General features: G+C 70.5%; 13 protein-coding genes and 1 pseudogene. 5 read left to right on the forward strand and 9 right to left on the reverse strand.

Annotated elements, in window-relative coordinates:
- The first annotated feature begins 60 nt into the window (after positions 1 to 60).
- Positions 61 to 1329 (forward strand): ATP-binding protein, encoded by a 1269-nt coding sequence (locus ACWC0C_RS35685; RefSeq protein WP_450868389.1) that lies wholly within the window; start codon positions 61 to 63, stop codon positions 1327 to 1329.
- A gap of 38 nt (positions 1330 to 1367) precedes the next feature.
- On the opposite strand, the gene ACWC0C_RS35690 is transcribed toward ACWC0C_RS35685, so the two are convergent.
- The 4 genes from ACWC0C_RS35690 to ACWC0C_RS35705 form a co-directional block, all read right to left on the reverse strand.
- A complete protein-coding gene (locus ACWC0C_RS35690) occupies positions 1368 to 1853 on the reverse strand; it encodes a DUF5994 family protein (RefSeq protein WP_450868391.1) in 486 nt (161 codons plus the stop codon).
- A gap of 283 nt (positions 1854 to 2136) precedes the next feature.
- A complete protein-coding gene (locus tag ACWC0C_RS35695; protein ID WP_450868393.1) occupies positions 2137 to 2664 on the reverse strand; it encodes a hypothetical protein in 528 nt (175 codons plus the stop codon).
- Positions 2661 to 3209, reverse strand: a complete 549-nt coding sequence (locus ACWC0C_RS35700; protein ID WP_450868394.1) for a DUF5994 family protein — start codon at positions 3207 to 3209, stop codon at positions 2661 to 2663. The genes ACWC0C_RS35695 and ACWC0C_RS35700 overlap by 4 nt, the downstream gene beginning before the upstream one ends.
- 190 nt (positions 3210 to 3399) lie before the next feature.
- Positions 3400 to 4377 (reverse strand): magnesium transporter CorA family protein, encoded by a 978-nt coding sequence (locus ACWC0C_RS35705; RefSeq protein WP_450868396.1) that lies wholly within the window; start codon positions 4375 to 4377, stop codon positions 3400 to 3402.
- A 248-nt stretch (positions 4378 to 4625) separates the two neighbouring features.
- On the opposite strand from ACWC0C_RS35705, the pseudogene ACWC0C_RS35710 reads away from it, so the two are divergent.
- Together ACWC0C_RS35710 and ACWC0C_RS35715 are read left to right on the forward strand one after the other, a co-directional pair.
- Positions 4626 to 5678: pseudogene (locus tag ACWC0C_RS35710) on the forward strand (fatty acid desaturase family protein).
- Between the two features lie 1275 nt (positions 5679 to 6953).
- On the forward strand, positions 6954 to 8174 hold the full coding sequence (locus ACWC0C_RS35715) for a metallophosphoesterase (RefSeq protein ID WP_450868398.1): 1221 nt from the start codon (positions 6954 to 6956) through the stop codon (positions 8172 to 8174).
- A gap of 381 nt (positions 8175 to 8555) precedes the next feature.
- On the opposite strand, the gene ACWC0C_RS35720 is transcribed toward ACWC0C_RS35715, so the two are convergent.
- The 3 genes from ACWC0C_RS35720 to ACWC0C_RS35730 form a co-directional block, all read right to left on the reverse strand.
- Positions 8556 to 9044, reverse strand: coding sequence for a GNAT family N-acetyltransferase (locus ACWC0C_RS35720; protein ID WP_450868400.1), 489 nt, complete (start codon positions 9042 to 9044; stop codon positions 8556 to 8558).
- Between the two features lie 1398 nt (positions 9045 to 10442).
- Positions 10443 to 14090: a Z1 domain-containing protein gene (locus ACWC0C_RS35725; RefSeq protein WP_450868402.1), complete on the reverse strand. Its 3648-nt coding sequence runs from the start codon at positions 14088 to 14090 to the stop codon at positions 10443 to 10445.
- Positions 14091 to 14641: 551 nt separating this feature from the next.
- Positions 14642 to 16246, reverse strand: coding sequence for a tryptophan 7-halogenase (locus ACWC0C_RS35730; RefSeq protein WP_450868404.1), 1605 nt, complete (start codon positions 16244 to 16246; stop codon positions 14642 to 14644).
- Between the two features lie 154 nt (positions 16247 to 16400).
- Here ACWC0C_RS35730 and ACWC0C_RS35735 point away from each other — a divergent pair, with 154 nt between their 5' ends.
- A complete protein-coding gene (locus ACWC0C_RS35735) occupies positions 16401 to 16640 on the forward strand; it encodes a DUF6269 family protein (RefSeq protein ID WP_449197878.1) in 240 nt (79 codons plus the stop codon).
- A gap of 90 nt (positions 16641 to 16730) precedes the next feature.
- Here the strand turns inward: ACWC0C_RS35735 and ACWC0C_RS35740 are convergent, their stop codons facing one another.
- Positions 16731 to 19244, reverse strand: a complete 2514-nt coding sequence (locus ACWC0C_RS35740; protein WP_450868405.1) for a BTAD domain-containing putative transcriptional regulator — start codon at positions 19242 to 19244, stop codon at positions 16731 to 16733.
- A gap of 208 nt (positions 19245 to 19452) precedes the next feature.
- Between ACWC0C_RS35740 and ACWC0C_RS35745 the strand changes: the two genes are divergently transcribed.
- Positions 19453 to 19782, forward strand: coding sequence for a hypothetical protein (locus tag ACWC0C_RS35745; RefSeq protein WP_449197880.1), 330 nt, complete (start codon positions 19453 to 19455; stop codon positions 19780 to 19782).
- Between the two features lie 24 nt (positions 19783 to 19806).
- Here the strand turns inward: ACWC0C_RS35745 and ACWC0C_RS35750 are convergent, their stop codons facing one another.
- Positions 19807 to 22794, reverse strand: coding sequence for a BTAD domain-containing putative transcriptional regulator (locus ACWC0C_RS35750; RefSeq protein ID WP_450868408.1), 2988 nt, complete (start codon positions 22792 to 22794; stop codon positions 19807 to 19809).
- Positions 22795 to 22869: the final 75 nt, after the last annotated feature.

A 22869-nucleotide genomic window follows, 5' to 3' on the forward strand; every position in this document is an offset into this window, starting at 1 on the left:
GCGCGCGTCCTCCGGGCACCGGCTGATGATGGGAGTACGGCCGAACACGCGGAGCTGATCATGACGGGTTGGCGGGTCAGGGACTACACCCAGGACGATCTCGAAGCGGTGATCCGTGTCGACATGCAGAGCGGCACGACCGAGGAGCCGCCGCTCTTCCCGCTCTCGGACGCCGTGACGGCCCTCCAGACCCGCCACCCGGCCGTGGTGGCCACGGCCGACGACGTGCTGATCGGCGCCGCGGTGAGCAGGGTGGAGGGCGAACGGGCATGGATCCTGCGCATCTGCATGGCGCCCGGCTGGCGGCAGCGCGGGCTGGGGAGTGCCCTGATCACCGCCCTTGAGCAACGGCTCTTCGCCGCCGGCGTCCGCGCGGTGCACGCCGTCCTTCCCGAGGGCGAGACCGGTGCCACCGCCCTGCGCAACTGCGACTTCGGCGCCCGCCCCGGGCTCGTCTTCTTCGAAAAGCGCGGGCCGGTGACCCCGCAGTCGGCAGGCACGCTGTCCTCGCTCGGAGCGGAGCTGCCGCCAGGGGGACTGTGGCAGAAGGTCGCGGGCATGCAACGGGAGAAGCAGCTCATCGAGCGGCGCCTGGTCCTGCCGCTGGCCCATCCCGAACTGGCCGCCCAGCACGGAGTGGAACCGCCACGGGCGGTGATGCTGTTCGGCCCGCCCGGGACCGGCAAGAGCACGTTCGCGCACGCGATCGCCAGCCGCCTGGGATGGCCCTTCCTCGAACTGTTCCCCGCCCGTCTGGCCGCCGAGTACGGCCTGGCGACCGGGCTGAACCGGCGCTTCGACGAGATCGCCCGGCTCGACCACGTCCTCGTCTTCATCGACGAGGTCGAGGAGGTCGCCGGCGAACGCGGCGGCGCGGACGCGACCGCTGTCGGCGTCGTCAACGAACTGCTCAAGGCGATCGTCCGGTTCCGAAGCCAGGACGGACGGCTGCTCGTCTGTGCCACGAACAACGTGACCACGCTCGACTCCGCGTTCCTGCGGCACGGCCGCTTCGACTACGTGCTGCCGATCGGCCCTCCCGACCACACCGCCAGGACCGCGCTGTGGGAGAGCTACCTGGCCCGAGCGGGCGCACGGGCCGACAGCGCGGTACTCGCGTCCGCCAGCGAGGGGTTCACCCCCGCCGACATCGCCCACGCGGCGCGCACCGTCTCCCAGGCCCAGTTCGAGCGCACCTTCGACACCGGAACCCGGACCCCCCCCACCACCGACGCCTACCTGGACACGATCCGCGACACCAAGGCCACGGTCAGCTCCGCGATGGCCCAGGAATTCGCCCAACAGACGGAGGAGTTCGCCCGCATCTAGCGTCCAGGCCGATGGAGAGTCGATCTGCGACGGACGTGTCAGGCCGGCGTAGGTGGCGTGTCGCTGCCCGTTTCGATGAGGATCTGCCTGGCCTCGGCGACGTTGTCGGCCCGTACGGCCCTGGCCATCGCGGCGCGTGCCGCGTCGGGCGACGTGTCCGGAGGGACCAGCAGCAGGGAGAAGTGGTCCCGGTCGCCCCGGGTGATGAGGACGGTGTCGTCACCGACCGGGAAGGAGTCGATGTGCACGACCCGGCCGACGACCATCACCCGGGTCGGCAGTTCGTCCCAGGCGCTGCCGTCCAGACCGACCCGGGTGATGGGCCCGAGATGCTCGGTCAACGCGGAGATCAGCGAGGGAAGCTCGGCACCGATGTCCCGGGACCGCGGCCACCATGCGCCGTCCAGGATTCCCTCGCGTGCGTGGGTGGTCTCCAGTCGCAGCAGGGCCGTTCCGGGTTTCACCGACCGGTGCACGGCGTCCGGCAGGAGCCTGGGGAAGTCGGGGGTGTCTGAGCCTGCCATGGTGTCCGCCCGTCCGCAGAGAGCAGTGCGACCGCACGGCGTGCGACCACGATACGACCCTGCTACCTCACGGTACTCCGCACGACGCTCCCGCGAGCGCTTCGCCGCAGGCGCGGTTGCGGAAACAGGCAACGGCTCCGGCGTATACCCGCCGGAGCCGCCCTTCCGGGTCATTGCACGTGAGCGTGCGCCGACCCGCTTTCCAGGTTACGTCAAAGGGACTAATCCGCCATAAGCAATCCTTGCGAGGGTTCACTTCGGTCCGAGAAGCCGACGCGGCGGTTCAGCCACGCCCTTCCTCTTCCGTCTCCATCTGCCGGATCCCCTGGTGCGTCAGCGTGATCATCCCGGGCGTGTTGCCCCTCTCCCAGTCCACGACGACCCAGCCTTCACCTGCCAGGTACATACAGGCAGCGGCCATGTCCTGCTCAGGGATACCCAGGTCGGTGCGGAGCTTCGCCCCATCGACGCCCAGGAGGCGATTGCCCTCGGCGGCTTGGTACAGAGCCTGCATGATCCTCTCGCGGTACGTCTTCCGGTCTCGCAACATCGCCATGACGCGCCTTCCTCTACCGCCCACGGTCGGGCCGAAGTCGATGTCATCCGCGGTCGCCGTCGCGGTGGGGCGCGTCGGAACGGTCGCGTCCACCGCCGACCGACGGTGCCTCCGGGGCCGACGCCCGATCCCCGGCAGAACATCGCTGTAGTGGAAGGCAGCGATCCGTTCGGCGTGCTGGCCGTTGAGCCGGTGGATCAGAGCGACTCCGACGGCGATCAGAAGGAGCAGCGCGGCCGCGGCGATGACCGTCATGGTTCTCTCACCTCCGTCGAACGGCGGGCGAAGGGCCTGCCGATCCGATATGCCGGGGCAGGCACGACGGCCCGACCGGCTCCGCCGTCGGTCTCCCACGCTTCTTCCCTGATCCGGGCGTCGATCCTGTCTGCTGCTTCCTCCAGTGCCGGGGCCTCGATGCCGTCGCCCGCCATGAGCTGCGCGGCTGCCTCCGCACCGGTTTCCGGCGGAATCACCAGGACGTCCCGGCGGCCATTGGCGGAGAAGAAGGTCAGTCTGTGCGGATCCTGCTCCTCGGTGGACCAGCCCACGTGCACTGTACGCCCGGCGATGGACACCCGACACGGGATGACGGGCCAGTGGGCCGGGTTCACCGCGATACCCGTGATGCGACCCCAGAGATCGCCCAGGGCGGCTGTCAAGGGTGGCAGCTCACGGGTCAGGGCACGGGAGCGAGGCCACCACGTGCCGTCCAGCCCGCCCGGCGCGGGTGTCAGGGACAGGCGAGCCGGCAGCGACGGCGCGCGCTTGCCCCATGTCGTACGGTCGATGGTCACGGACATGGTGCGAACCTGCCCCCGGGCTCGTGAGCGGCCCGGCGTTGTCGATCACCGGAAACGGCACCCGCAGCGGAGCCGGTACGCGAAGAACTCCCGGTGCTTTCACACTACTCCGCTCACCGGCCCGAGAAGCCTGGGGTGACCAGGTATTTCCTGCCTTCGGCCTGGTCACCCGCGCCCGGCACTGGGCCGGTCAGAGCCAGTCCTTGCGCTTGAACGTCAGATACAGCACTGCGGACAGGACCACGATGACGGCTGCCGATGTGATGAATCCGGACTGCCGGCCGAAACCGGGGTAGGGAAGATTCTGGCCGTAGTAGCCGGTGATCGCGGTGGGTACGGCGATGATCGCGGCCCAGCTCGTCACCTTCTTCATGATCAGGTTCATGCTGTTGGCCTGGACCGAGAGGTTCGTCTCCATGACCGAGGCCACCAGGTCCCGCAGTGATTCCGTCCACTCGGTGGCACGCAGCACGTGGTCGTAGACGTCCTGGTAGTACGGGGCGAGAGGATCGTTGATCAGGTGCAGGCCGGGGCGCATGAGGGTGTTGACCACCTCACGCATCGGGAGCACGACGCGGCGCAGCTGGACGAGCGACTTACGCAGTGCGAAAACCCGGCGCTGCACGGCTTCGATCTCACGGCGCCCGGCCGCGAAGAGCAGACCCTCCAGGTCCTCGATGCTGTCGTCCAACTGCTGGACCGCGGCGAAGTGTCCGTCCACGAGATGGTCGAGCAGACCGTGCAGCAGGAATCCGACGCCGTGGCCGGCCAGGTCCGGGCTCTCGTCCCAGCGGGCGACAACGTCCTCGATGTCGAGGCCGTCGTCCTTGCGGACGGTGATCATGGCCTGGCTGGTGAGGAATACGGCGATCTCGCTGTACGTCAGTTGCGCACCGTCCGGGCTGACGGTCACGGCATAGGCGCTGAGGAACTCGTGGGTGCGATAGCGGTCGAGTTTCGGCCGCTGTCCATGGTGAGCGGCATCCTCCAGAGCCAGTTCGTGGATGCCGAACTCCTGACCGAGCATGGTGAGTTCAGCGGCTCCGGGCCGGTGCAGGTCTAGCCACAGGACCGACGCCGGATCAGCGAGATGCGCAGAGACGTCACTGACGGGAAAGCCCTCCAGGACCAGAGTGCCGTCGTGATACAGCCGGGTACGCGTCACCATGGCCCGAGGCTAGTGTCTTACACCCCTGTCATGCCGCTTCGCCCCGATTTCAGCGCGGCAGGTTCATCGACAGCAGCCACCCCTCCGTGGGGGCCTTACGTCAAAGCCCGCGACACCCGGAGCTCCGACCGACGAGCATCGGGTGCCGGTCCGAAGGCAGGGATGTGGGTACCCGGCCGCCGCATCGCATCCGGCGTACACCGCACGACCGGATGCGGCCCGTCAGCCGGGAAGGACACTCCGAGACCATGACCACGCATACCCCGCGCCGTCGCCCGCCTCCCCCCGCAGGTGGCAGTGATTTCGCCCGCCTGTCGAAGAAGATCGCCGAGGCCGGCCTGATGAACCGGCGCCCCGGCTACTACACCGTCCGGTCCATCGTCGTGGCCGTCGCCTACGCCGGGGGCTGGAGCGCGTTCGTCGTCATCGGCGCCGGGTGGTGGACCCTGGCGCTCGCCGCGTTCCTCGCCGTGATGTTCGGGCAGGTGGCTCTGCTCGCCCACGACGTCACGCACCGCCAGGTCTTCCGCCGGCGCCGGCCCAGCGAAACGGTCGGCCGCATCGCCGGGGCCGCGATCGGGATGGGCTACGGATGGTGGCAGGACTAACACACCCGCCACCACGCCAACACCAACCACGAGGACCTCGACCCCGACATCGCCCCGGACCTGCTGGTGTGGTCCCAGGACCAAGCCCGCGCCGCGACCGGACTGCCGAGGATCATCGGCCGTCGGCAGGCGTTCCTCTTCTTTCCCCTGCTCCTGCTCGAAGGGGTCAACCTTCATGTCTCCAGCGCGCGAGCACTGGGCAACCGCGCCCTGAAGAACCGCGCCCTGGACGGCACGCTGCTCTACGGGCACACCGCCGCCTACCTGACCGCAGTGTTCATCGTCCTCCCGCCCGGCATGGCGATCGCGTTCCTGGCCGTCCACCAGTGCCTGTTCGGCCTGTACCTCGGTTGTCTGTTCGCCCCCAACCACAAGGGCATGCCGATCCTGACCGGCAAGGACCGCCCCGACTTCCTGCGCCGCCAGGTCCTCACCGCACGCAACGTACGCGGCAGTTGGTTCACCGACCTCGCCCTGGGCGGCCTGAACCACCAGATCGAACACCACCTGTTCCCCAGCATGCCCAGCCCGCACCTGCGCAGGGCCCGGCCCATCGTCCGCCGCTACTGCCAGGACTTGGGAGTCGACTATCGGGAAACCGGACTGATCGCCTCCTACCGGCAAGCACTCGCCAGCCTCCACCGAGCAGGAGCGCCACTGCGGCGAGCCCGTATCAGCAGCGCCCGAGCATGACGCACCGGCGCCGGCGGTAGACGATCTCGCCGCCCTGTCTGAACCAGGAGGCAATCCCGTCGAACCGCTTGCATGAGTCGGCAGCTGTAACGCATCCAGATGCCCTTGCCGTACTCCAGCGCCTTGTCCCGGTGCCCGGCTGAAGTGATCCGGTGAGACCCAGCGGCTGGAACAGCCCCGTCGGCTAACCGGCGCGGCTGCGTCGTCTTACGGCTCCCCTCCCAGATGGGCGCAATCGCAAATCCAGCGTCCCGCGAGCATCGCAGGAGCGCGCACTGTGTGCGGAGCCGAACGCGGTCATGCGCGCAAGCACAGTCGAGATCACGGCGAAGCCCCGCCGGAGCGCTCCGGCGGGGCTTCGTCTCAGGGCTCCGAGCAGAAGCCCCGTCGGGGGATGGTTCCCGGATGGGCTTCACTGCTTCGCCCTCTCTCACATCGCTGTCACGAACTGAGCGGACACCCGCGAACCAGAGGGACCTGACCTGCAAGCTTGTGCGCGCCCCGGAGCGGCTGGACACCCATGGACGATCGATACGACCTGTGCCAGGTGGTACCCAGTGAGGGACCCAGGATCAGGACCGGGGCGTCTTCTGGCCCGTCAAAGCGGTATTGCAGGGTGTTCGGTGGTGTCTCGCTCACCCGCCCGAGCCTCTCATCTGTCACGACAGCCCCTATGAGCGGGGTGCTGGCTGTAGCTGTTTGACCAGGTGGAAGACCTCGCGGGCAGCCTCACGGCTCCCCAGTACCTTCCGGTCCGATGGCGCGTCGCGTTGCCGGTACCGGGCCGCATCGGGCGGTCAGAATCGTGAGGACGCCACAACGATCGGCAGGCCCCGATCGGGACACGCTCCGCCGGCCCGGCACCGGCAACGCACCCTCCCCGGCAACGGCCGACACCGTGAGACCAGGACACTTCGGCCAGGCGTGTCATGAGTCAGGCCCCGGACCCGGGACAGCACCCACCCATCCTCCCGCCCGTCACAGCATCCCCACCCAGAAATACTGAGGATTACGGGCACCGGCATGTGGATCTCACCCGGCCCACGACGATGGGCCGTACTCCCCACTGCTTCCGGAGCTTCTACGCCTCACCGTTCGAAGCCGCCGCGGCCCTGGTCAGGAGCAGAGTCACCAACCGCGTGAGCCGGGGGGCGAACGCGGAGGCCACCTCGCCACATGGGGCTGCCCACCATGAGCACCCCGTCCGTCCGACCGGCCCGGGACGGCCGGATACAGTGCGCGCGACGGCAGCCTGGTTGCTCAAGGAGGGGAAGCGTGACCGACGCCAGCGAAACCCGATCCGCCGACAGTGCGGCGCACACGACTCAGCAGAGCCGACTGCACCGCCTGATGCGCTACCTCCCCCTGATCGCCCCCGTCCTGCTGTGGACCGTGCCCTGCTGGCTGCTGCTGTACACCGGCCAGCACTGGCCGCTCCCTGTCACGCTCGCTGGCACCGCCCTGTTCGCCCTCGGCCTGATCGGTATGCCGCTCGCGATGGTGCGCGGCCACGGCCGACGCCAGCAGGACTGGGCGGCGATCGTCGGAGACACCCTCCTGGGCACCAGCTGGACCCTGTTCACCTGGTCCGTCGTGCTCGGCGTCCCGCTGCGGCTCGCCCTGACCGTGACCGGCGTCGGCGACGGCCAGGACCGGGCCCGGATCGTCACCTGGGCGGTCCTCGGCGTAGCCACCGTGCTGCTCACCTGGGGGTACGCCGAGGCCCGCCGGGTACCTCGGGTACGCCGCCTGGACGTGCAACTTCCGCGCCTGGGAGCCGGGTTGGACGGCACGCGCGTCGTCCTCATCACCGACACCCACTACGGCCCGCTCGACCGCGCCCGCTGGTCGGCGCGGGTCTGCGAGACGGTCAACACGCTGAAGGCCGACCTGGTCTGCCACACCGGAGACATCGCGGACGGCACGGCCGAACGCCGCCGCGCCCAGGCCGCCCCCCTCGGCACCGTGCAGGCCACCCGGGCCCGGGTCTACGTCACCGGCAACCACGAGTACTACAGCGAGGCCCAGGGCTGGGTCGACCTGATGGACGAGCTGGGCTGGGAGCCACTGCGCAACCGCCATCTACTGCTCGAACGCGGTGGCGACACCCTCGTGGTCGCCGGCGTGGATGACGTCACGGCCGAGTCCTCCGGCCTCGCCGGCCACCACGCCGACCTCGCCGGAGCCCTGCACGGCGCCGACCCCGACCTGCCCGTCCTGCTCCTGGCCCACCAGCCCAAGTTCGTCGACCGGGCGGCAGCCGGCGGCGTCGACCTCCAGCTCTCCGGTCACACCCACGGCGGCCAGATCTGGCCCTTCCACCACCTGGTCCGCATCGATCAGCCCGCCCTCGCCGGCCTCAGCCGCCACGGCACCCGCACCCTCCTCTACACCAGCCGTGGCACCGGCTTCTGGGGCCCGCCCTTCCGCGTCTTCGCCCCGAGCGAGATCACCCTGCTCGTACTCCGCTCCCCGCAGCGGCCCCCCATGCCGTAGCGCTGGGAAGGCCGGCGGTTCCGCCTGGAGATGCTGCAATGCACCGGCACCTCGAAGAAGGGCTACGCATCCTGCAACGCCCTGCGCGGCACCAGCGGCACCACCGCCTTCCAGGAAGAGCAGGCGGCGAAGAAGGGCATCGCACCCCAGACCGTCCGGCCGAACGCCGCCGCGGACTCCCCCACCGGCTACGGCCCCAGCGACCTGCAGTCGGCCTACAGCCTGACCTCCGCCGCCTCCGCCAGCGGCTCCGGCAGGACCATCACCACCGCGGGCCCCACGGAAGCCGGTCGGCACACACGGAGCGCGTGGCGTCCAGCGGCTCCTGCATGCCAGCCACCATGCAGGCGAAGCCGGTGCCCTGCGAACCGGCACACCGCGTCATTCCGAAGGAATGCGAAACTCGAATTTGGGACGGTCCCACGGCACGGCGGGCGGGTTCGCGAGCGCGGTCCCGGTCCGCACTGCACCGACGCGGTGGTAGAAGTCCTCGGCAGGACGATGCGACACGACCTTGACACGGTCGAGCCCGGCGGCACGGGCCTCGGACTGCATGTGCGCGACGAGCAGCCGTCCAATACCACGTCCTTGCGCTTCGTCGGCGACGAACAGCAGGTCGAGCTCCGGTGGAGCGAGGACGAGCGAGTAGAACCCGACGACCCGGCCTCCATGCTCGTCGGCGCCGATGGCTACGAAGGCGCGGTGGGCTTCGATGTAATCCGGACCGACCCGGTAGCCCGCCACTGCGGCTGCGTACTTGCCCTCGTAGGCGCCTGAGCCACGCACGAGCCGCGTGAGCCGTTTGGCATCCCGCGCGACTGCCCTCCGTATCGTGATCGGCTGGCTGATCGGAGAAGTGCGTGAACTCATCGGGAGAGTATTTCGCACCGGGGAGTGCCTTCCTGCGGCGGGTCGGCTGCTCGGGCAGGCGATCCTGCACCGCTCCCGGGAACCACTCGTGCGAGCGCAACCGATCTCACGCCGAAGCCGCGCCGGAGCGCTCCGGCGCGGCTTCGGCGTCTCACGGCTCCGCGCGGAGGTCCCCACCGGAACGGCTTCTGGCGAGCCTCGCCGTATCACAGCCCCTATGAGCGGGGTCCTGGCTGTAGCTGTCCGACCAGGTGGAAGACCTCCGGCGGGTAGACCCGGAACTTCCAGGGCCATCGGCGCCGCGTGGGTTGCGGCACCAGGGCCCCCTCCCGCGGAGGCGGGGCGATCTCGACATACAGCGGGCTCGCCACTATCAGTCGATGCTGGCCGTCCACACCATCATGTCGTGGGCCACTCTGGCCGCGTACTCCTGCATCTCACGCGGAGTGCGCACGAGGGATTCGGGGAGAGTCGTCTCACCGCGCGGTCCCGAGAACTCCACCCACTTATACACTCCGATGGAACGGCACGATGCCGGGACCACCGTATGCGCAGTGCACATCTTCTCGAGGTGGGCGATGGCCGTTTCCAGATCCGGGCCCTCGGACTCACTGGCACCGGCCGAGCCGGACTCGCCGACCGCCAGGCGGCCCCCGAGGGCAACGCCGTTGCCTCGACCTCGAGGGATCGGCCTCCAAGGAATCCCTCGGAGCCGCCGTGAAAATGCCGGAGTTTCTCTGGTGAAAAGTAGAGCAATGGGTCCACCCACACCCTTGGTAGCTCGCATGGCATCCGTACTGAACGGAGACCGGCATCCCGAAACGTGGATCCACACGGTCGCCCGCCGCCTGGCGGTGAGCCGCTGGCGGTTGTCCGTCATCGCGCTGACGTTCCGACTTATGGCCAAACCCCCACTCGGTAACTTCCGGTTCCGCACGGGCTCGTGGGGGCGTTCGAGTGCCTTCCCCAGCTGGTCCAACAGCTGGAGGCGGTTCTCGGCGCCCCGGACGCTGCCACATCGGAACCCGCGCCAGCTGTTGCTCCCGCAGCGGTGCCCAAAAAGGGGCCGCCACACCGTGGCGTACCCCGTCCACGTCCTCCCCCCCGGTCGCCAGCCGTCACAGAACCGACATGCTCCATCGAGCTGAACATCGCCTTGCTCGACCGTGCGGCACGCGCGCTCGGGACTGTCGGCCATCAGGAGACCGTCATCGCCGCCCTTACCCTGGCTCTTCGGAGCCAGCAGCAGGCCAAGCGCTCCGAGCCGAAGGCTCCACCCTTGCCTGACTGTGACGTCGTTCGGCGGGTCCTGGCGCGAAGGGTCTTCCCCGGAGCGGAGACGGCAGGCCGCTGACCGCGGACCGTCGGGACTGCCTGAACCGCACAGGACGCCTTCGCCTACCTGTCGATCACGGGGCGATCGGGCAACGCGGAGTCCTTGGCGCGGAATCGGACCAGAGGAGGTTGCGGAGCCTCTTCATCCTTCGAGTCGCCAGGCGGGAGCAGGGTGAAGGCAAGAGAGACCAGGGACGGGTCGACCGGCGTGCCGGGCAGGTACGCGGTGTGTTGGTAGGCGTCACCCGCCTCCAGGACCGGGTAGAGCAATGCGATCCCCCTGCGATCCGGAAGGCTCGCACGAAGAGCCCGGGCGGCCAGGCGATGTGCGGGGCCGCTGATAGTGCCGAAGAGCGGCCCCCTGCGCCGACTGCGGACGAAGAGGGAGAGCTCGGGGGACCCCAGCACAGATCCGGCCCGGCGCTGCGGCGGAGCTAGCTGGGGGGCGAGGATCAGCCAATCCTCGATGCTTGCCCCCGTGGTGCTTGCGTTCTGCAGATAGGCGAGGTGCGGTGCAAAATATCCCGGGGTCAGCCACTCCAGCCTGCTGAGCACCTCAAGGAACTGCGTGTGTCCGATGACAGTCGTGTACGCGGAGAAGGAGGTCTCCTTCCGGCTGCCGTCGGCCGGCACGGAGACGGGGATCACGGGGCTCTGGAAGGTGCCGAGGATCGCGCGCCACCGCTCCGTGTTTCGGCGCTTCGCGCCGATGTCCAGGGGGTAGCCCGACGGTTCGATCCAGCTCCCCGGTGACCGGACCTCCACGAGTTCGGCGTTGTACATCTTGGTGGGACTCGTCGGCTTGAGCCAGGGCAGGTACTGGGCCACCAATGGCGGGAGTTGCGCGGGAGTGATCATCGGCTTGCCGTCCACCAAGTGTGCGTAGTCGGCGAGTTGAGACCGGAACTCCTCCTCATCGCGGCACATCGTTGCGAACGCCTCGTAGAGATCGATCTCTTTGTTCCCAGCAGCTTCACCGCGACTGATGTAGAGCCGGACCAGGTCGGCATAGCCTTCGCGGAAGCCGAACCAGCGGCCCATCTGCATCAGGGTGTCCGCCTGTGAGGCGGCACGGCGGTAGTAGCTGATGGTGAGGCCCTCGACGGTGAAGCCTCGGGCGAGCTTGGCGCCCCCGACTAGGATCTTCCATACGGGGCGCTGGTCGAAGTCCACGCTGGCGCGCTCGATATCCCTGTCACCGTTGACGATGATCACAGGCTTCTCTGAGCCGTCGGCGATGCGGGCACGCGCGGCATCGATGTACGGGATCAGCTCGTCGAACGAGACAGGGCGTGCGAGGTCTTCGGCCCGGTGGGCGGATACGGGGGCAAAGTCCAGGTCGTAGAGCGCCCTCAGCCGATGAAGAGCCTCGGCCTCGAGTGAGCCGGGGACGTACCAGAGCTTAAGGAGACGATCCATGAGCTGGCGATGGTCGGCGATGCGCACGGACTCGTGGACCAGCATGGTGTGGTGACGGTACGCGATACTTCTCGGGTCGAGGGCTTCGCGGTACAGCTTGATGGCGCCCGACAGGACAAAGGCATCGAGGGCCTGTTGCAGAGAGGAGTCGTCGCCCGGTTCGGCTTCGTGGATGGCGCGGACATGGGCCATCTCCTGGGAGTTGGCGACCGTTCGCTTCTCAGGAGGAATGGCAGAGTCCATGTCGTGGAAGTCGCGCGCCCCCATGTACCCGGCCGGGCGGGGCAACGAGAGCACGAAGTCCTTTGGGAAGACGTCCTCCGCATCGTGCGGATCAATGAGGACATTGGCGAACGGCGTAGCCGTATACGCAACGTACTGGGCTCGGGGAAGCAGGCCAAGCAGTTCGGAGAGGAGTCCGTTGATGGCGCTGCGCTCACGGCCTTCACGTTGATGCCCAGGGTGCAGCGTATTGACCGATCCGTGGTCGGACTCGTCGTCCACGATCAGTGCCGGAATCTCCTGCAACTGGGCACCGAGCCTATGCAAGTCCCTGATAACCGAGCCGAGCACGGCCTTGTTCTTCTTGACCACCATGAGCCGGGCGGCCGTGCGATGCAGGTTGGCCGGGTGGTACAGCGGCAGCGTGGGATCACGCTTCTCGAACTCGAGTGCGGTGATCCCCTGTTGCAGGGACTGGTAGTCGCTGTTCAGGGTCGTGAGCCGGAGAACGTCGAACGCTCCGTGGAGGGATGGAAGCCCGCCGTGAGTCAAGAACAGTCCCGCCCTCCACTCCGGGTCCAAGGCGTACTCGCAGTCCTCTTCGGGGGCTCCGCGCAGAATGTTCTCGCGACCGACCAACTCCTTGTCGATCCGCCGTTGTGTCTGGGTGCGGAGGATGTTGAGAGAGCCACTGAGGATGATGACCAATCGGTAGCCGGCATCGACGGCCTTGGCGACGACCCCAGTAATGCTGGCGGTCTTCCCGGACTGGACGTAACCGATGACCAAACCCTTGGACTGGTAGGCGGCAGCATCAGTGGGGTCCGCGAGACGTGCGACCACTTGGGCAGCGCTCTCTCCCACGGTGGCCACGGCCTCGGCGGTCCATCCCTTGACTTGCGCCAGGTAGCGCTGGTAGGCGGGCCAGTACCAGGGGCGGCCGGGCTGGTGAGTGGGCGTGTACCACGGGGTGAACTCGCTACTGATGATGATCGGTCCTTCAGCGAAGGAGATCGGGATCAGCTCCGTGAGCACTCTGCGGGTCGCGGGCTCCAGTGCGAGGCGCTCATACACCGCGATGCGCCGCTCGGCAGTACGGGGTGGGGTGGATGTCCAAGCAGGCTGTTCCGCGTGGTCCCATTCGGTGAGGCTTCGTCGCCACGGAGCCAGGAGCGGGGCAGCGGTTTCGCCTGACGCCAGGTGACTGCGGAAAGTGAACTGGCTCGCGTCCAGAGCACTGGCACCCGATACAGACGAATGATCCTCGGACCAGTATTCGAGGGCGCGTGCGAGCGGACGGGGGCCGTTGGCGTGCATGGCTCCCAGCGCCAGGGAATGCACCTCGAGCGCAACGTCATCGACAGCGGCGTCGCCGCCGACCTGTAACGGTACGAGTTCGTCGAGCGCGTCGCGATGCAGCTGATCCAGCCCCAGTCGCCGATAGCTGGCCACGCGGCGCTCGGGGGTGCACGGTGCGGTGTCCGTCCAAGTCAAGGCCGGGGCGCGATCGTATTGGTTCAGCGCAGTGCGCCAGCGGCGATGGGTGTCGTGCGAAATGGAGGTGACGGCATCGCGTGCACCTGTCGCGCGAAGTGCGGCGTACCGCTCCAGTTCGCTGAGGAGGTCATCGGAGGTGTCGGCCAGCGGTCCGGTGGAAAGGCGCAGCTGAGTCTTCAGCCTGCGGCTCTCCGCTTGGGCCCGATCCAAGGCGCCCATCGTGGCCAAGTGCTGGCGGGTCGCCGTCTCGTACTGCACTTTCTGATTGAGCATGCGCGCCGTCAGTGTCCGGATGCTGCTCTCTCCGTGCTCCGCCTTCTCCTCAGCCCGCCGGCTGTGGAGGTTCCGCAAAGTGGTGGCGTCTTCCGCGGTGAGACGGGTGCCGGCCAGTTCGATGGTCTTCTCGATGAAGTCTTTGGACGGAAGGCGGTTCCCGCTCAGATATCGACTCACCACCGACACGCTCAGGTGATGTCGCCTGGCGTATTCCCTCAAGGTGATCTGCATGACCTCGAACGCACCACGTAGGGCTTTGGCCAGGGCTTGATGGAGTTCAGGCAGCTCCTTGCTCAACTCGCGCAGGTTTCCGCCTGCCCAGTGTTCTGACGGCACCAGACAGTCCTACCGGTTGTTGGGCTGGCTCGTGTCTGTTGCCGGAGATTTGGCAACAGACCTGGCCTGTTGCGCTGTGATCCGGCAACGCGTTGCCACGGGTGCACCAGAGTCCCGTGCGAAACGGTCGGGGCTCGGCCATGCCCGTGGCCCTGACCCGATGTGCGCGTCACGCATGTGAGGAAGGCGAACGATGCGAAAGCGTCCAAGGAAGTCGAAGATCTCCCCTCGGAATTCCCGACGTGCGCGTCGGATGATCCGCCGGGCCTGGCTGCTGATCGGCCGGTTCGTGCTCCGCGGTGCGGCGACCGCATTGGGCGCCACGCTGACAGCCTGGCTCACCTGGTGGGTACGGAGTCGTTGACTGGGGCTTCACCACATGGGCCGAGGCAGGCGACTTCATGGAGCGCGATCTGCTCTCAGCGCGCCACCGTCCAACTGCATGCAGTGCCTGGCATCTTCAACGAAGCCGGGCACCTTGCGTTGAAGGCGTTACATTCCGTCACTCGCGATCAGGAACTTACTGTCGCACCATGCGTGCCGGCGGCCGTCAGGGCCGGGGCCGGGGAGTGGCGGGTGTGCAGGCGGTGCAGGTAGGTGTGGGCGCTGGGCAGGGTTTCCAGCAGGATGCGCTGCTGGCGGCGGATCCGCGTGAAGTGGGCGTCGGCGGCCCGGCGGGCGGCCGTGCGGTGCCGCAGCGCCGCCGGTGGGGGGCCTCCCTGCGGGTCGAGGGCGGCCAGCACGGTCCGCAGGCGCGTTTCGCCCGGTTCGGGGGTCAGTCCGGCGCGATGTGCCTCCAGACAGGCCGACAGGGTGTCGGACGGCGGCAGTTCGTGGTGCGCCTGCCAGAACGGCGTGTCCGCTCGCGGGGCGGCCCGGTAGAGGAGCTGGGCCAGGTCGTCGGCCGCCGCCGCGTCGGCCGCGGCGGCCCGGTTGAAGCGGTCCGCCGGGGCGTGCGGGTGCTGGGGTGCGGGGAAGTCGCGTACCAGGCGGTCGAGTTGGCGTAGTACGCCCGCGAGGCCGTCGTCGGCGAGCGGGTCGGCGGACCGGGCGGCCGGGCCGAGCGCCACGCAGTTGTGCACCCAGGCGCGGCGGGCGGCCCCGGCGGGCCGGTGCTCGACGCGCACGTCGGCCAGGGCGGGGCGCAGGCCCCACAGGGCGCACAGCGTGCGCACCGCCCGCTCCTCGTCCGTCCACGCGCTCGCGCAGACGAGTCCGGCGCCGATCCGGTCCGGGAGCGGACGGTGCCAGGCCCAGCCGAACGGCAGGGCGGTGGCCGTGCCGTTCGGCTCGATACCGGCCACGGCGCTGTCGTAGGGCACGCTGACGGTGACCGTGCGATCGGTGAGCGGGTGGCCCGCCCCGGTGGTGAAGGGTTCGCGGAGCACCCCGCTCAGCAGCAGGCTCGCCGGGCCGGAGCAGTCCAGGAAGAGGTCTCCCGCGAGCCGGGCGCCGTCGGCGGTGCGCAGGGCGGTGAGCATGCCGTCGCCGTCCCGGTCGGCGCCCAGCAGCGCACCCCGCGCGGTGCGGACTCCGAATCGCTGTACGGCTGTTCGGCGCAGGAATCGCGTGAGGAGTTCGGCGTCGGCGTGCCAGCCGTAGGGAACGGCGATCCTGCCGTCCAGCCAGCGTGGCGATCTGCGGGCGTCCAGCAGCGCCGGCTCACGGAAACAGGCGCGGTCCAGTGGTTCGACGGTCTCGCCCGTGCGGCGGCGCAGCCGCCAGAATTCCGACAGCGGGAATTCCTCGCATTCGGGGAGGGGCGCGAAGGGCCGGTCGAAGCGATCCGGTGCGTGGCCGGGCAGGGGACGCGGGGCGAGTTGTGCCGCGCCCCCGCTGCGCCAGTTGACGTACCGCACGCCGAGCGTGAAGGACGCCGAGCAGGCGCGCATCCAGGTCTCCTCCTGGATGCCCAGCCGGTCGAAGAGGTCCCGCTGCACCTGCGGGGACAGGGCCACGACCCGGCCGTTCGGGTCGGCCGCCGGGGTGGGCCGCGGGGTTTCCAGCACGGTGACGCCGACCGCCGGGCCGAATGTGGCGGCCAGCCGGGCGGCGGCCGCCCAGGCGGTCAGCGTGCCGCCGACGACCACGATTTCTCCTATTTCCAGGCTGTCCATGAGGGAATTCTCGACGGCGGCCCATATGCGTTCTGTATTGCCCTGTATTCCTTCTGTACCGGCGAATACAGAGCGGCCGGGGAGTGCGTACAGAAGGGAACTCCACTCTGTTTGTGCGGGGCCTGAGAGGGACCCGATACGAAGAGGAGGAGAAATGTACGACGAGCTGAACTCCCCGAATCAGGTCCAGCACCCTCTGGAATATCTGACGGAGATCGAGAATTCCGCGGCGCTGGACCAGGAACTGCTGCTGCGGGACGCCGGGACGCCATGGGCGGACCTGCTGGCGGCCTACGTGGACGCGCTGAACGAGCTGGCCGTGCGGGGGCCGGAGGGAAACGGGTACGTCGGCACGTATGGACTGGACGAGGGGCACGCGGGCGGGTGCGGCTGAGCCGTGACACGCAAAAGCCCGGTGGCCGGCCCGTCGGAGGGGTGGGCCGGCCACCGGGCCGGGAGGGAAAGGGCGGAGCGGAGCGCTGGTTCAGGCGGCGGCGGTGTGCCGGTCGTGCGGGCGGTGCCGGGTCGCGGTCGGGCAGTGTTGCAGCGCGTACAGCCGTACCAGCGGCATCAGCCGGTAACAGGGCTCGCCGTGGTGCGTGCTGCCGGCCTCGTCCCCGTTCGGCGACGCCGTCAGCAGCCGGGCGTCGGTGAGCTCTTCCAGCAGGTCCTCCGCGTGCCTCGGGGTGAGGTCCAGCAGCGCGGCGGCGTCCCGGGCGGTCAGCCGGGAGGGACCGGTCGCCGCGAGCACGCCGAGCGCCTCGGCGGCGGCGGGGGTGAGCGCGTGCAGCGCGGTGCGCAGTGCGGTGCCGAGGTCGAGGGCGCCGATCCGCAGTTCGTCGAGGCGATGCTCCTCGGGCGCGAGGCGGTCGGCGAGGCGGGCGACCGGCCAGTGCGGGCGCGTGACGAGCCGGACGCCGGCGATCCGCAGCGCGAGCGGCAGCCGGTCGCAGAACTCGGCCACGCGCAGGGTCGCTTCGGGTTCCGCGGCGAGGCGTTCGGCGCCCGCCACCGACGCGAGGAGTTCGGCCGCCTCGGCCGGGGCCATGGGGCCGAGCCGGACCAGCCGCACCGCGCCCAGCGAGGCGAGCGTGGGGTGGGTGCCGGTGACGACGGTGCGGCTGGGGCCGCCGCCGGGCAGCAGCGGCCGTACCTGGGTGTCGTCCGCGGCGTTGTCCAGAACGATCAGCATGCGCCGGTCCGCGACCAGTGCGCGGAAGAGCCGCGCCCGGTCGTCGACGCCCTCGGGCAGCCGGTCGCCGTCGGCCCCGAGCGCCCGCAGGAACCAGCCCAGCACCTCGCGGGCCTCGCGCCGACCGCCGTCACCGGTGCGCAGATCCGCGTACAACTGCCCGTCGGGAAACTCCCCACGGCACACGTCACCGACCCGCAACGCCAACGCCGACGTCCCGGTCCCGGGCGCCCCCGCGACAACGACGTCGTACCGCCCCCGCAACGCGTCGATCACCTCCCGCACTTCCGCGCCCCGACCCACGAAGTCGACCGGCGGCGCGGGAAGGAGAGCGGGGATGACACGGGCGGGTGTACCGGGGGGTGTGGTGGTCGGGGGGTGGGGGGCGGCCGGGGGGTGGGGGACCGTGCTGGCCGGGCGCGTGATGGCTGTGGCACTCGGCTGCGGGACGGGCGGAGCCACCGGGTCATGAGGGGCCACAGCAGGCGGGTCCGGGACGCCCCGGGCCTCCGGGTAATGAAGGGCCCTTGTGGCCGTGTAATCGGTGGCCGTGGCCGCCATTGGCCGGATGGCCTCGGTGGTCGGGGGCGCCGTCGTTCCGTCGGCGGTCGGCATGGTGGACCCGGGTGCCGGGTACATCCGGGCCGGCGTCGCCGCGTGCGCGGTGGCCGGCGCCGGTGGGCAGGCCCTCGTGTCGCCGGCGGGCGTCGCGGCGGGGCCGGACGCCGCCGACGCCGGCGCTCCCCCAGCGACCGCCCGGCTCGCAGCGGCAGCCGCGCCGGGTCCCGCCCCGACCGCCCCAGGCTCGACCAACGTGCCCGTCCCCAGCTGGACTTCGGACCCAGCCGCCGACCGCAGCCCGGACCCGGCCGCCACCCCCAGCCCGACCCCCCACCCGGCCGCCACCCCCAGCCCGACCCCCGACCCGGCCGCCACCGCCAGCCCGACCCCGGACCCAACCGCAGCGTCCGGCCCGGGTGTCGGCTCGGCCGTCGGCGTTTCCCCCGGTGCCGCCGTGGCGGGCGCCGGGGGTGCGGTGATGTGGGTGGTGGGGCGTTCCGGGGCCTCGGGATGGGGGACCGTGCCGGTGAGGATCTGTTGGTGGAGGGTGCGCAGGGCGGGGCCGGGGTCGATGCCCAGGTCGGTGGTGAGGAGGCGGCGGCCTTCGTCGTAGACGGACAGGGCGTCCGCCTGGCGGCCGCCGCGGTGCAGGGCGGTCATCAGCTGGCCGCGCAGGCGCTCGCGCAGCGGGTGGCTGCGGACGTGACCGGTGAGGGCGGGGACCAGGTCGTCGTGGCGGCCGAGGGCGAGTGCCGCCTCGGTGTGCTCCTCGAGCGCGGCGAGCCGGGCCTCCTCCAGGCGCGGCCCCTCGGCCTGGGCGAGCTGCTCGGTGACATCGCCGAGGGCCGGCCCGTGCCAGAGCCCGAGCGCCTCGGCGAGGCTGCGCTCGGCGTCGGCGAAGCGCCCGGCGCGCAGGTGGTCCCGGCCCGCGTCGGCGAGTTCGCGGAAGGTGTGCCAGTCGAGGGTGGCCCCGGCCAGGTCCATCCGGTAGCCGCTGCCGCGCCGGGTCAGGTGGGTCCCGGGGCCGAGCCGGGTGCGCAGCCGGGACACATAGGTGTAGAGCTGGCGGGTGCTCGTGGCGGGCGGGTCCCAGCCCCAGAGCAGGGTGGTCAGCCGCTCGTCCGTGACGAGCCCGCCCTGCGCGAGCAGCAGCACGGCGAGAGTGGCCCGCTGCTTGGCGCCGTCGAGCGGTACGGGGTGCCCGTCGCGTTCGGCGGACACGGGGCCGAGAATCCTGAATTCCATCGCGGGCCTCCGCGGCTGCGCGGGCCCGCTGCGGTCCCGGGCCGTCTGCCGCGAAAAGCTACTGACCTGCGGTTTTTCATCATTGTCGGGTCGATTTCGAGGCCGCGAAACAGCTTTGAAAGCGGCGTAAAAAGGCGGCTCCGTAGCGTTCTCGGTGTCAGGCCGGGCAGTGCCCCGGACCGCCGGACACCACCCCCAGGAGGACCCCGTGAACCGCATCTTCCACACCGCCCGCAAGGCCGCCGCGACCGCTCCGGTGGGCCGGCTCGCGGCCGGTGCCGTGCTGCTTCTCGCCGCGGTCGGCACGCTCGGCGCCACGCACGACCTGAGCCCCCTCGCCGGTCACGCGCCGGCCGGCGTCCGGGCGGACGACCGGTGGACGTCGGTGCGGGCCGCGGACGATCCCTGGACGCTGACCCGGAAGGTCGTGCAGCGTGACGATCCCTGGACGTCCGCCCCCGCCTCCCCCGCCCCCGCCTCTCCCGCCTCCACCACGCTCGCCTCCGCCGCCCCGCTGCGCGACGACCCGTGGACGTGACCGGCGGGCCGGCGCCGCGGCCGGTCAGGGGCGGGCGAGGGCGAACAGCAGGCCGGCGTCGGCCGGTTCGTCCTGCGCGAGCGCCGCCAGCAGGCGGTCCACTCGGTCCCGCCACTGCCGTACGCCGACATCGGCGAAGAGTTCCCCCGCGCTGCGCAGACTCGCCGCGGCACCGGCCCGGTCCGCGCGCAGCATCAGCACACAGCCGAGCAGGACGGCCGCCCGTGCCTGGACGTACCGGTCCGGCACCTGGTCGGCGGCCTCGATCGCGTCCCGCAACACCGTCTCCGCCTCCGCGAGCCGGTCCTGGCACCACAGTGCCTCCCCCAGCGCGCGCAGCACATGCGCCTCGCCCCGCCGGTCGCCGCTGTCGAGCACCAGCTCCAGGGCGCGCCGGCACGCCGCCTCGGCCCGTTCCCCGTCCCCTTGCTGAATGAGTGCGTCGGCCAGCCGTACGGTGCTCTGCGCCTCGCCGCGGGCCACGCCGAGCCCCCGGCTCTTGGCCACCGCCTCCGACGACAGCAGCAGGCTGGCCTGTGCGTCGCCCCGCTCCAGTTCCATCTGCGCGAGCAGGCCCAGCACATGGGCCTCCGCGTAGTGGTCACCGACCTCGCGGAAGATCTCCAGGGCGGCCCGGCCCAGTTCGAGGGCGCCGTCCAGATCCGAGCGGTGGCGTGCGCACAGCGCGAGGTTGCGCAGCACGAGGGCGCGGCCCTGGTGCCGGTCCAGTTCCTCGAACAGGCGCAGGGCGGGCAGCAGCCGTTCATGGGCGGAGTCGAAGTCCCACTGGATGATCTCCAGGGTGCCCAGGGACTGCAGCAGCGCCGCCTCGCCCAGCCGGTCGCCGGTGCGCCGGGCGGCGGCCAGGGCACTCTCGGCGCAGTCCCGCCAGTCCTCCAGGTAGTTGCGGTTCTGGAACAGGGTGACCGCGGTGACGGCCAGGTCCCAGGCGTGGGCGGACTCGTCCTCGCGGGACAGCTGGTCGACGAGCGCGGTGAGGGCGAGCCGCTCGGTCTCGAACCAGGCCATGGGATCCTCCAGCAGGCTGTCCACGAGGTGGGCGGGCAGCTCCCGCAGCGGTGCCGGACCGTGGACGACCGTGTAGTCACCGCCGTACATCCGGCGGTGGGCCTCGCGGGCGAGGGCGAGCCAGGTGCCGCTGACGCGACGCACGGCGGCGCAGCGCTCGGCGTCGGGGTCCTCCTCCAGGGCGCGTTCGCGGGCGAACAGCCGCAGCAGGTCCTGGAAGCGGTAGCGGACGTGGCCGACGCCGACGCTGACGGGTTCGAGCAGCTGGGCGTCGACGAGCTGCTCGATGAGGTCCTCGGCGTCGACGAGGTCGAGGTCGAGCAGGGCAGCGCCGGTCCACGCGGAGAACTCGGGCACGCTGAGCACGCCGAGCAGCCGGAACATCCGGGCGGTGCCGGCGGGCAGGCCGCGGTAGCTGAGCCTGAGGCCGGCGCGCACGCCGCGGGAGTCGATGCTGAGTTCGTCGAGTCTGCGGTGCTGGTCCTCCAGGCGGGACAGCAGGGTCCGTACCGTCCAGTGGGGTTTGGCGGCGAGCCGGGCGGCGGCGATCCGCAGCGCCAGCGGCAGCCGGTCGCACAGCTCGCTCAGCCGGGCCGCGCCGACCGGGTCGGCCGCGCAGCGGTCGTCGCCCGCGACCCGGGAGAGCAGGGTGATCGACTCGTCCTGGGCGAGGGAGCCCAGCTGGAGGGGGACGAAGGCGTAGTCGCCGGCCAGGGCGCCGCCCATGCTGTCGCGGCTGGTGACCAGGACGCAGGCGCGGGAGGTGCCGGGCAGCAGCGGGCGTATCTGCGCGAACGAGCGGGCGTTGTCGAGGACGATCAGCACCCGCCGCCCGCCCAGGACGCTGCGGAACAGCGCGGTGCGCTCGACCTGGTCGGCGGGGATCTGCGGGCCCGGCACCCCGAGGGCGCGCAGGAAGCGGTCGAGGACGGCACTCGGTTTGCGCGGTGCCTCCTCCTCGTCGTACCCGCGCAGGTCGGCGAAGAGCTGGCCGTCCGGGAAGCGGGCGGCCACCTGGTGGGACCAGTGGACGGCGAGCGCGGTCTTGCCCACGCCTCCGGTGCCGGTGATGGAGCCGACCGGCAGGGCCGCCCCGTCGAGGTGGTCCAGGAGCCGGTCGAGGGTGGCGAGTTCGTCCCGGCGTCCGGTGAACGAGGCCGGGGCGGGCGGCAGATGGGCGGGCACGATCGTGGCCGGTGCGAGGGTGACCTGTTCCGGGGGCGCGAGCAGTCCCGGGGAGTCGGCGAGTACCTCCTCGTGCAGTTCCCTGAGGGCCGGGCCGGGGTCGATGCCGAGCTCCTCGGCGAACAGCCGCTGGGCCTCCCGGTACGTCTCCAGGGCCTCCGCGCGCCGGCCGCACCGGTACTGGGCCAGCATCAGCTGGGCGACGGCCTGTTCGCGCAGCGGGTTGTCGCGTACGAACCGGGCGAGTTCGGCGCTGAGTTCGCCGTGCTGGCCGAGTTCCAGGCGTACGGCGGTGAGCTGCTCGTACACGTCGAGGCGCAGCTCGGTCAGCCGGGTCGCCTCGGCCTCCACGCGCTCGGCGGTGACACCCGCCAGGGCGGGCCCGCGCCACATGGCGAGGGCCTCCTCGAAGTGGGCGCGTGCCTCCTCCAGGTCGCCCCGGCGGGCGGCGGCCTGCCCCTCGGCGGCCCGTTCCTCGAACTCGACGGCGTCGATGCGGTGTTCGCCGGCGAAGAGCATGTAGCCGGGGTGGCTGGTGACGAGGACGCCGTCGACGCCGAACGCGGTCTTGAGGGACTTGCGCAGTGCCGAGACGCAGATGGCGATCTGGTTGCGCGCGGTGGCGGGCGGTTCGCCGTGCCAGACGGCGTCGGCGAGGGTGTCGACGGAGACGACCCGGCCGGGGGCGAGCAGCAGCATCGACATGATGGTGCGCTGGCGGCCGCCCTGCAGGGTCATGGGCCGTCCCTCGGCGCTGATGTCCAGCGGCCCCAGGATCCGGAACACCACCTGAAGCACCGCTGCCTCCCGAACTCCGGCCGCAGCCGCACCGTACGGCCCGTTTCGCCGCTTTCTGTCTGAGTAACAAGGCGC

The organism is Streptomyces sp. NPDC001709 (assembly GCF_053596375.1).

Excerpts from the sequence above, each read along its gene's own strand:
- ACWC0C_RS35685 (WP_450868389.1), top strand. The coding sequence starts at position 61 with ATGACGGGTTGGCGGGTCAGGGACTACACCCAGGACGATCTCGAAGCG.
- ACWC0C_RS35690 (WP_450868391.1), bottom strand. The coding sequence starts at position 1,853 with ATGGCAGGCTCAGACACCCCCGACTTCCCCAGGCTCCTGCCGGACGCC.
- ACWC0C_RS35695 (WP_450868393.1), bottom strand. The coding sequence starts at position 2,664 with ATGACGGTCATCGCCGCGGCCGCGCTGCTCCTTCTGATCGCCGTCGGA.
- ACWC0C_RS35700 (WP_450868394.1), bottom strand. The coding sequence starts at position 3,209 with ATGTCCGTGACCATCGACCGTACGACATGGGGCAAGCGCGCGCCGTCG.
- ACWC0C_RS35705 (WP_450868396.1), bottom strand. The coding sequence starts at position 4,377 with ATGGTGACGCGTACCCGGCTGTATCACGACGGCACTCTGGTCCTGGAG.
- ACWC0C_RS35720 (WP_450868400.1), bottom strand. The coding sequence starts at position 9,044 with ATGAGTTCACGCACTTCTCCGATCAGCCAGCCGATCACGATACGGAGG.
- ACWC0C_RS35730 (WP_450868404.1), bottom strand. The coding sequence starts at position 16,246 with ATGGACAGCCTGGAAATAGGAGAAATCGTGGTCGTCGGCGGCACGCTG.
- ACWC0C_RS35735 (WP_449197878.1), top strand. The coding sequence starts at position 16,401 with ATGTACGACGAGCTGAACTCCCCGAATCAGGTCCAGCACCCTCTGGAA.
- ACWC0C_RS35740 (WP_450868405.1), bottom strand. The coding sequence starts at position 19,244 with ATGGAATTCAGGATTCTCGGCCCCGTGTCCGCCGAACGCGACGGGCAC.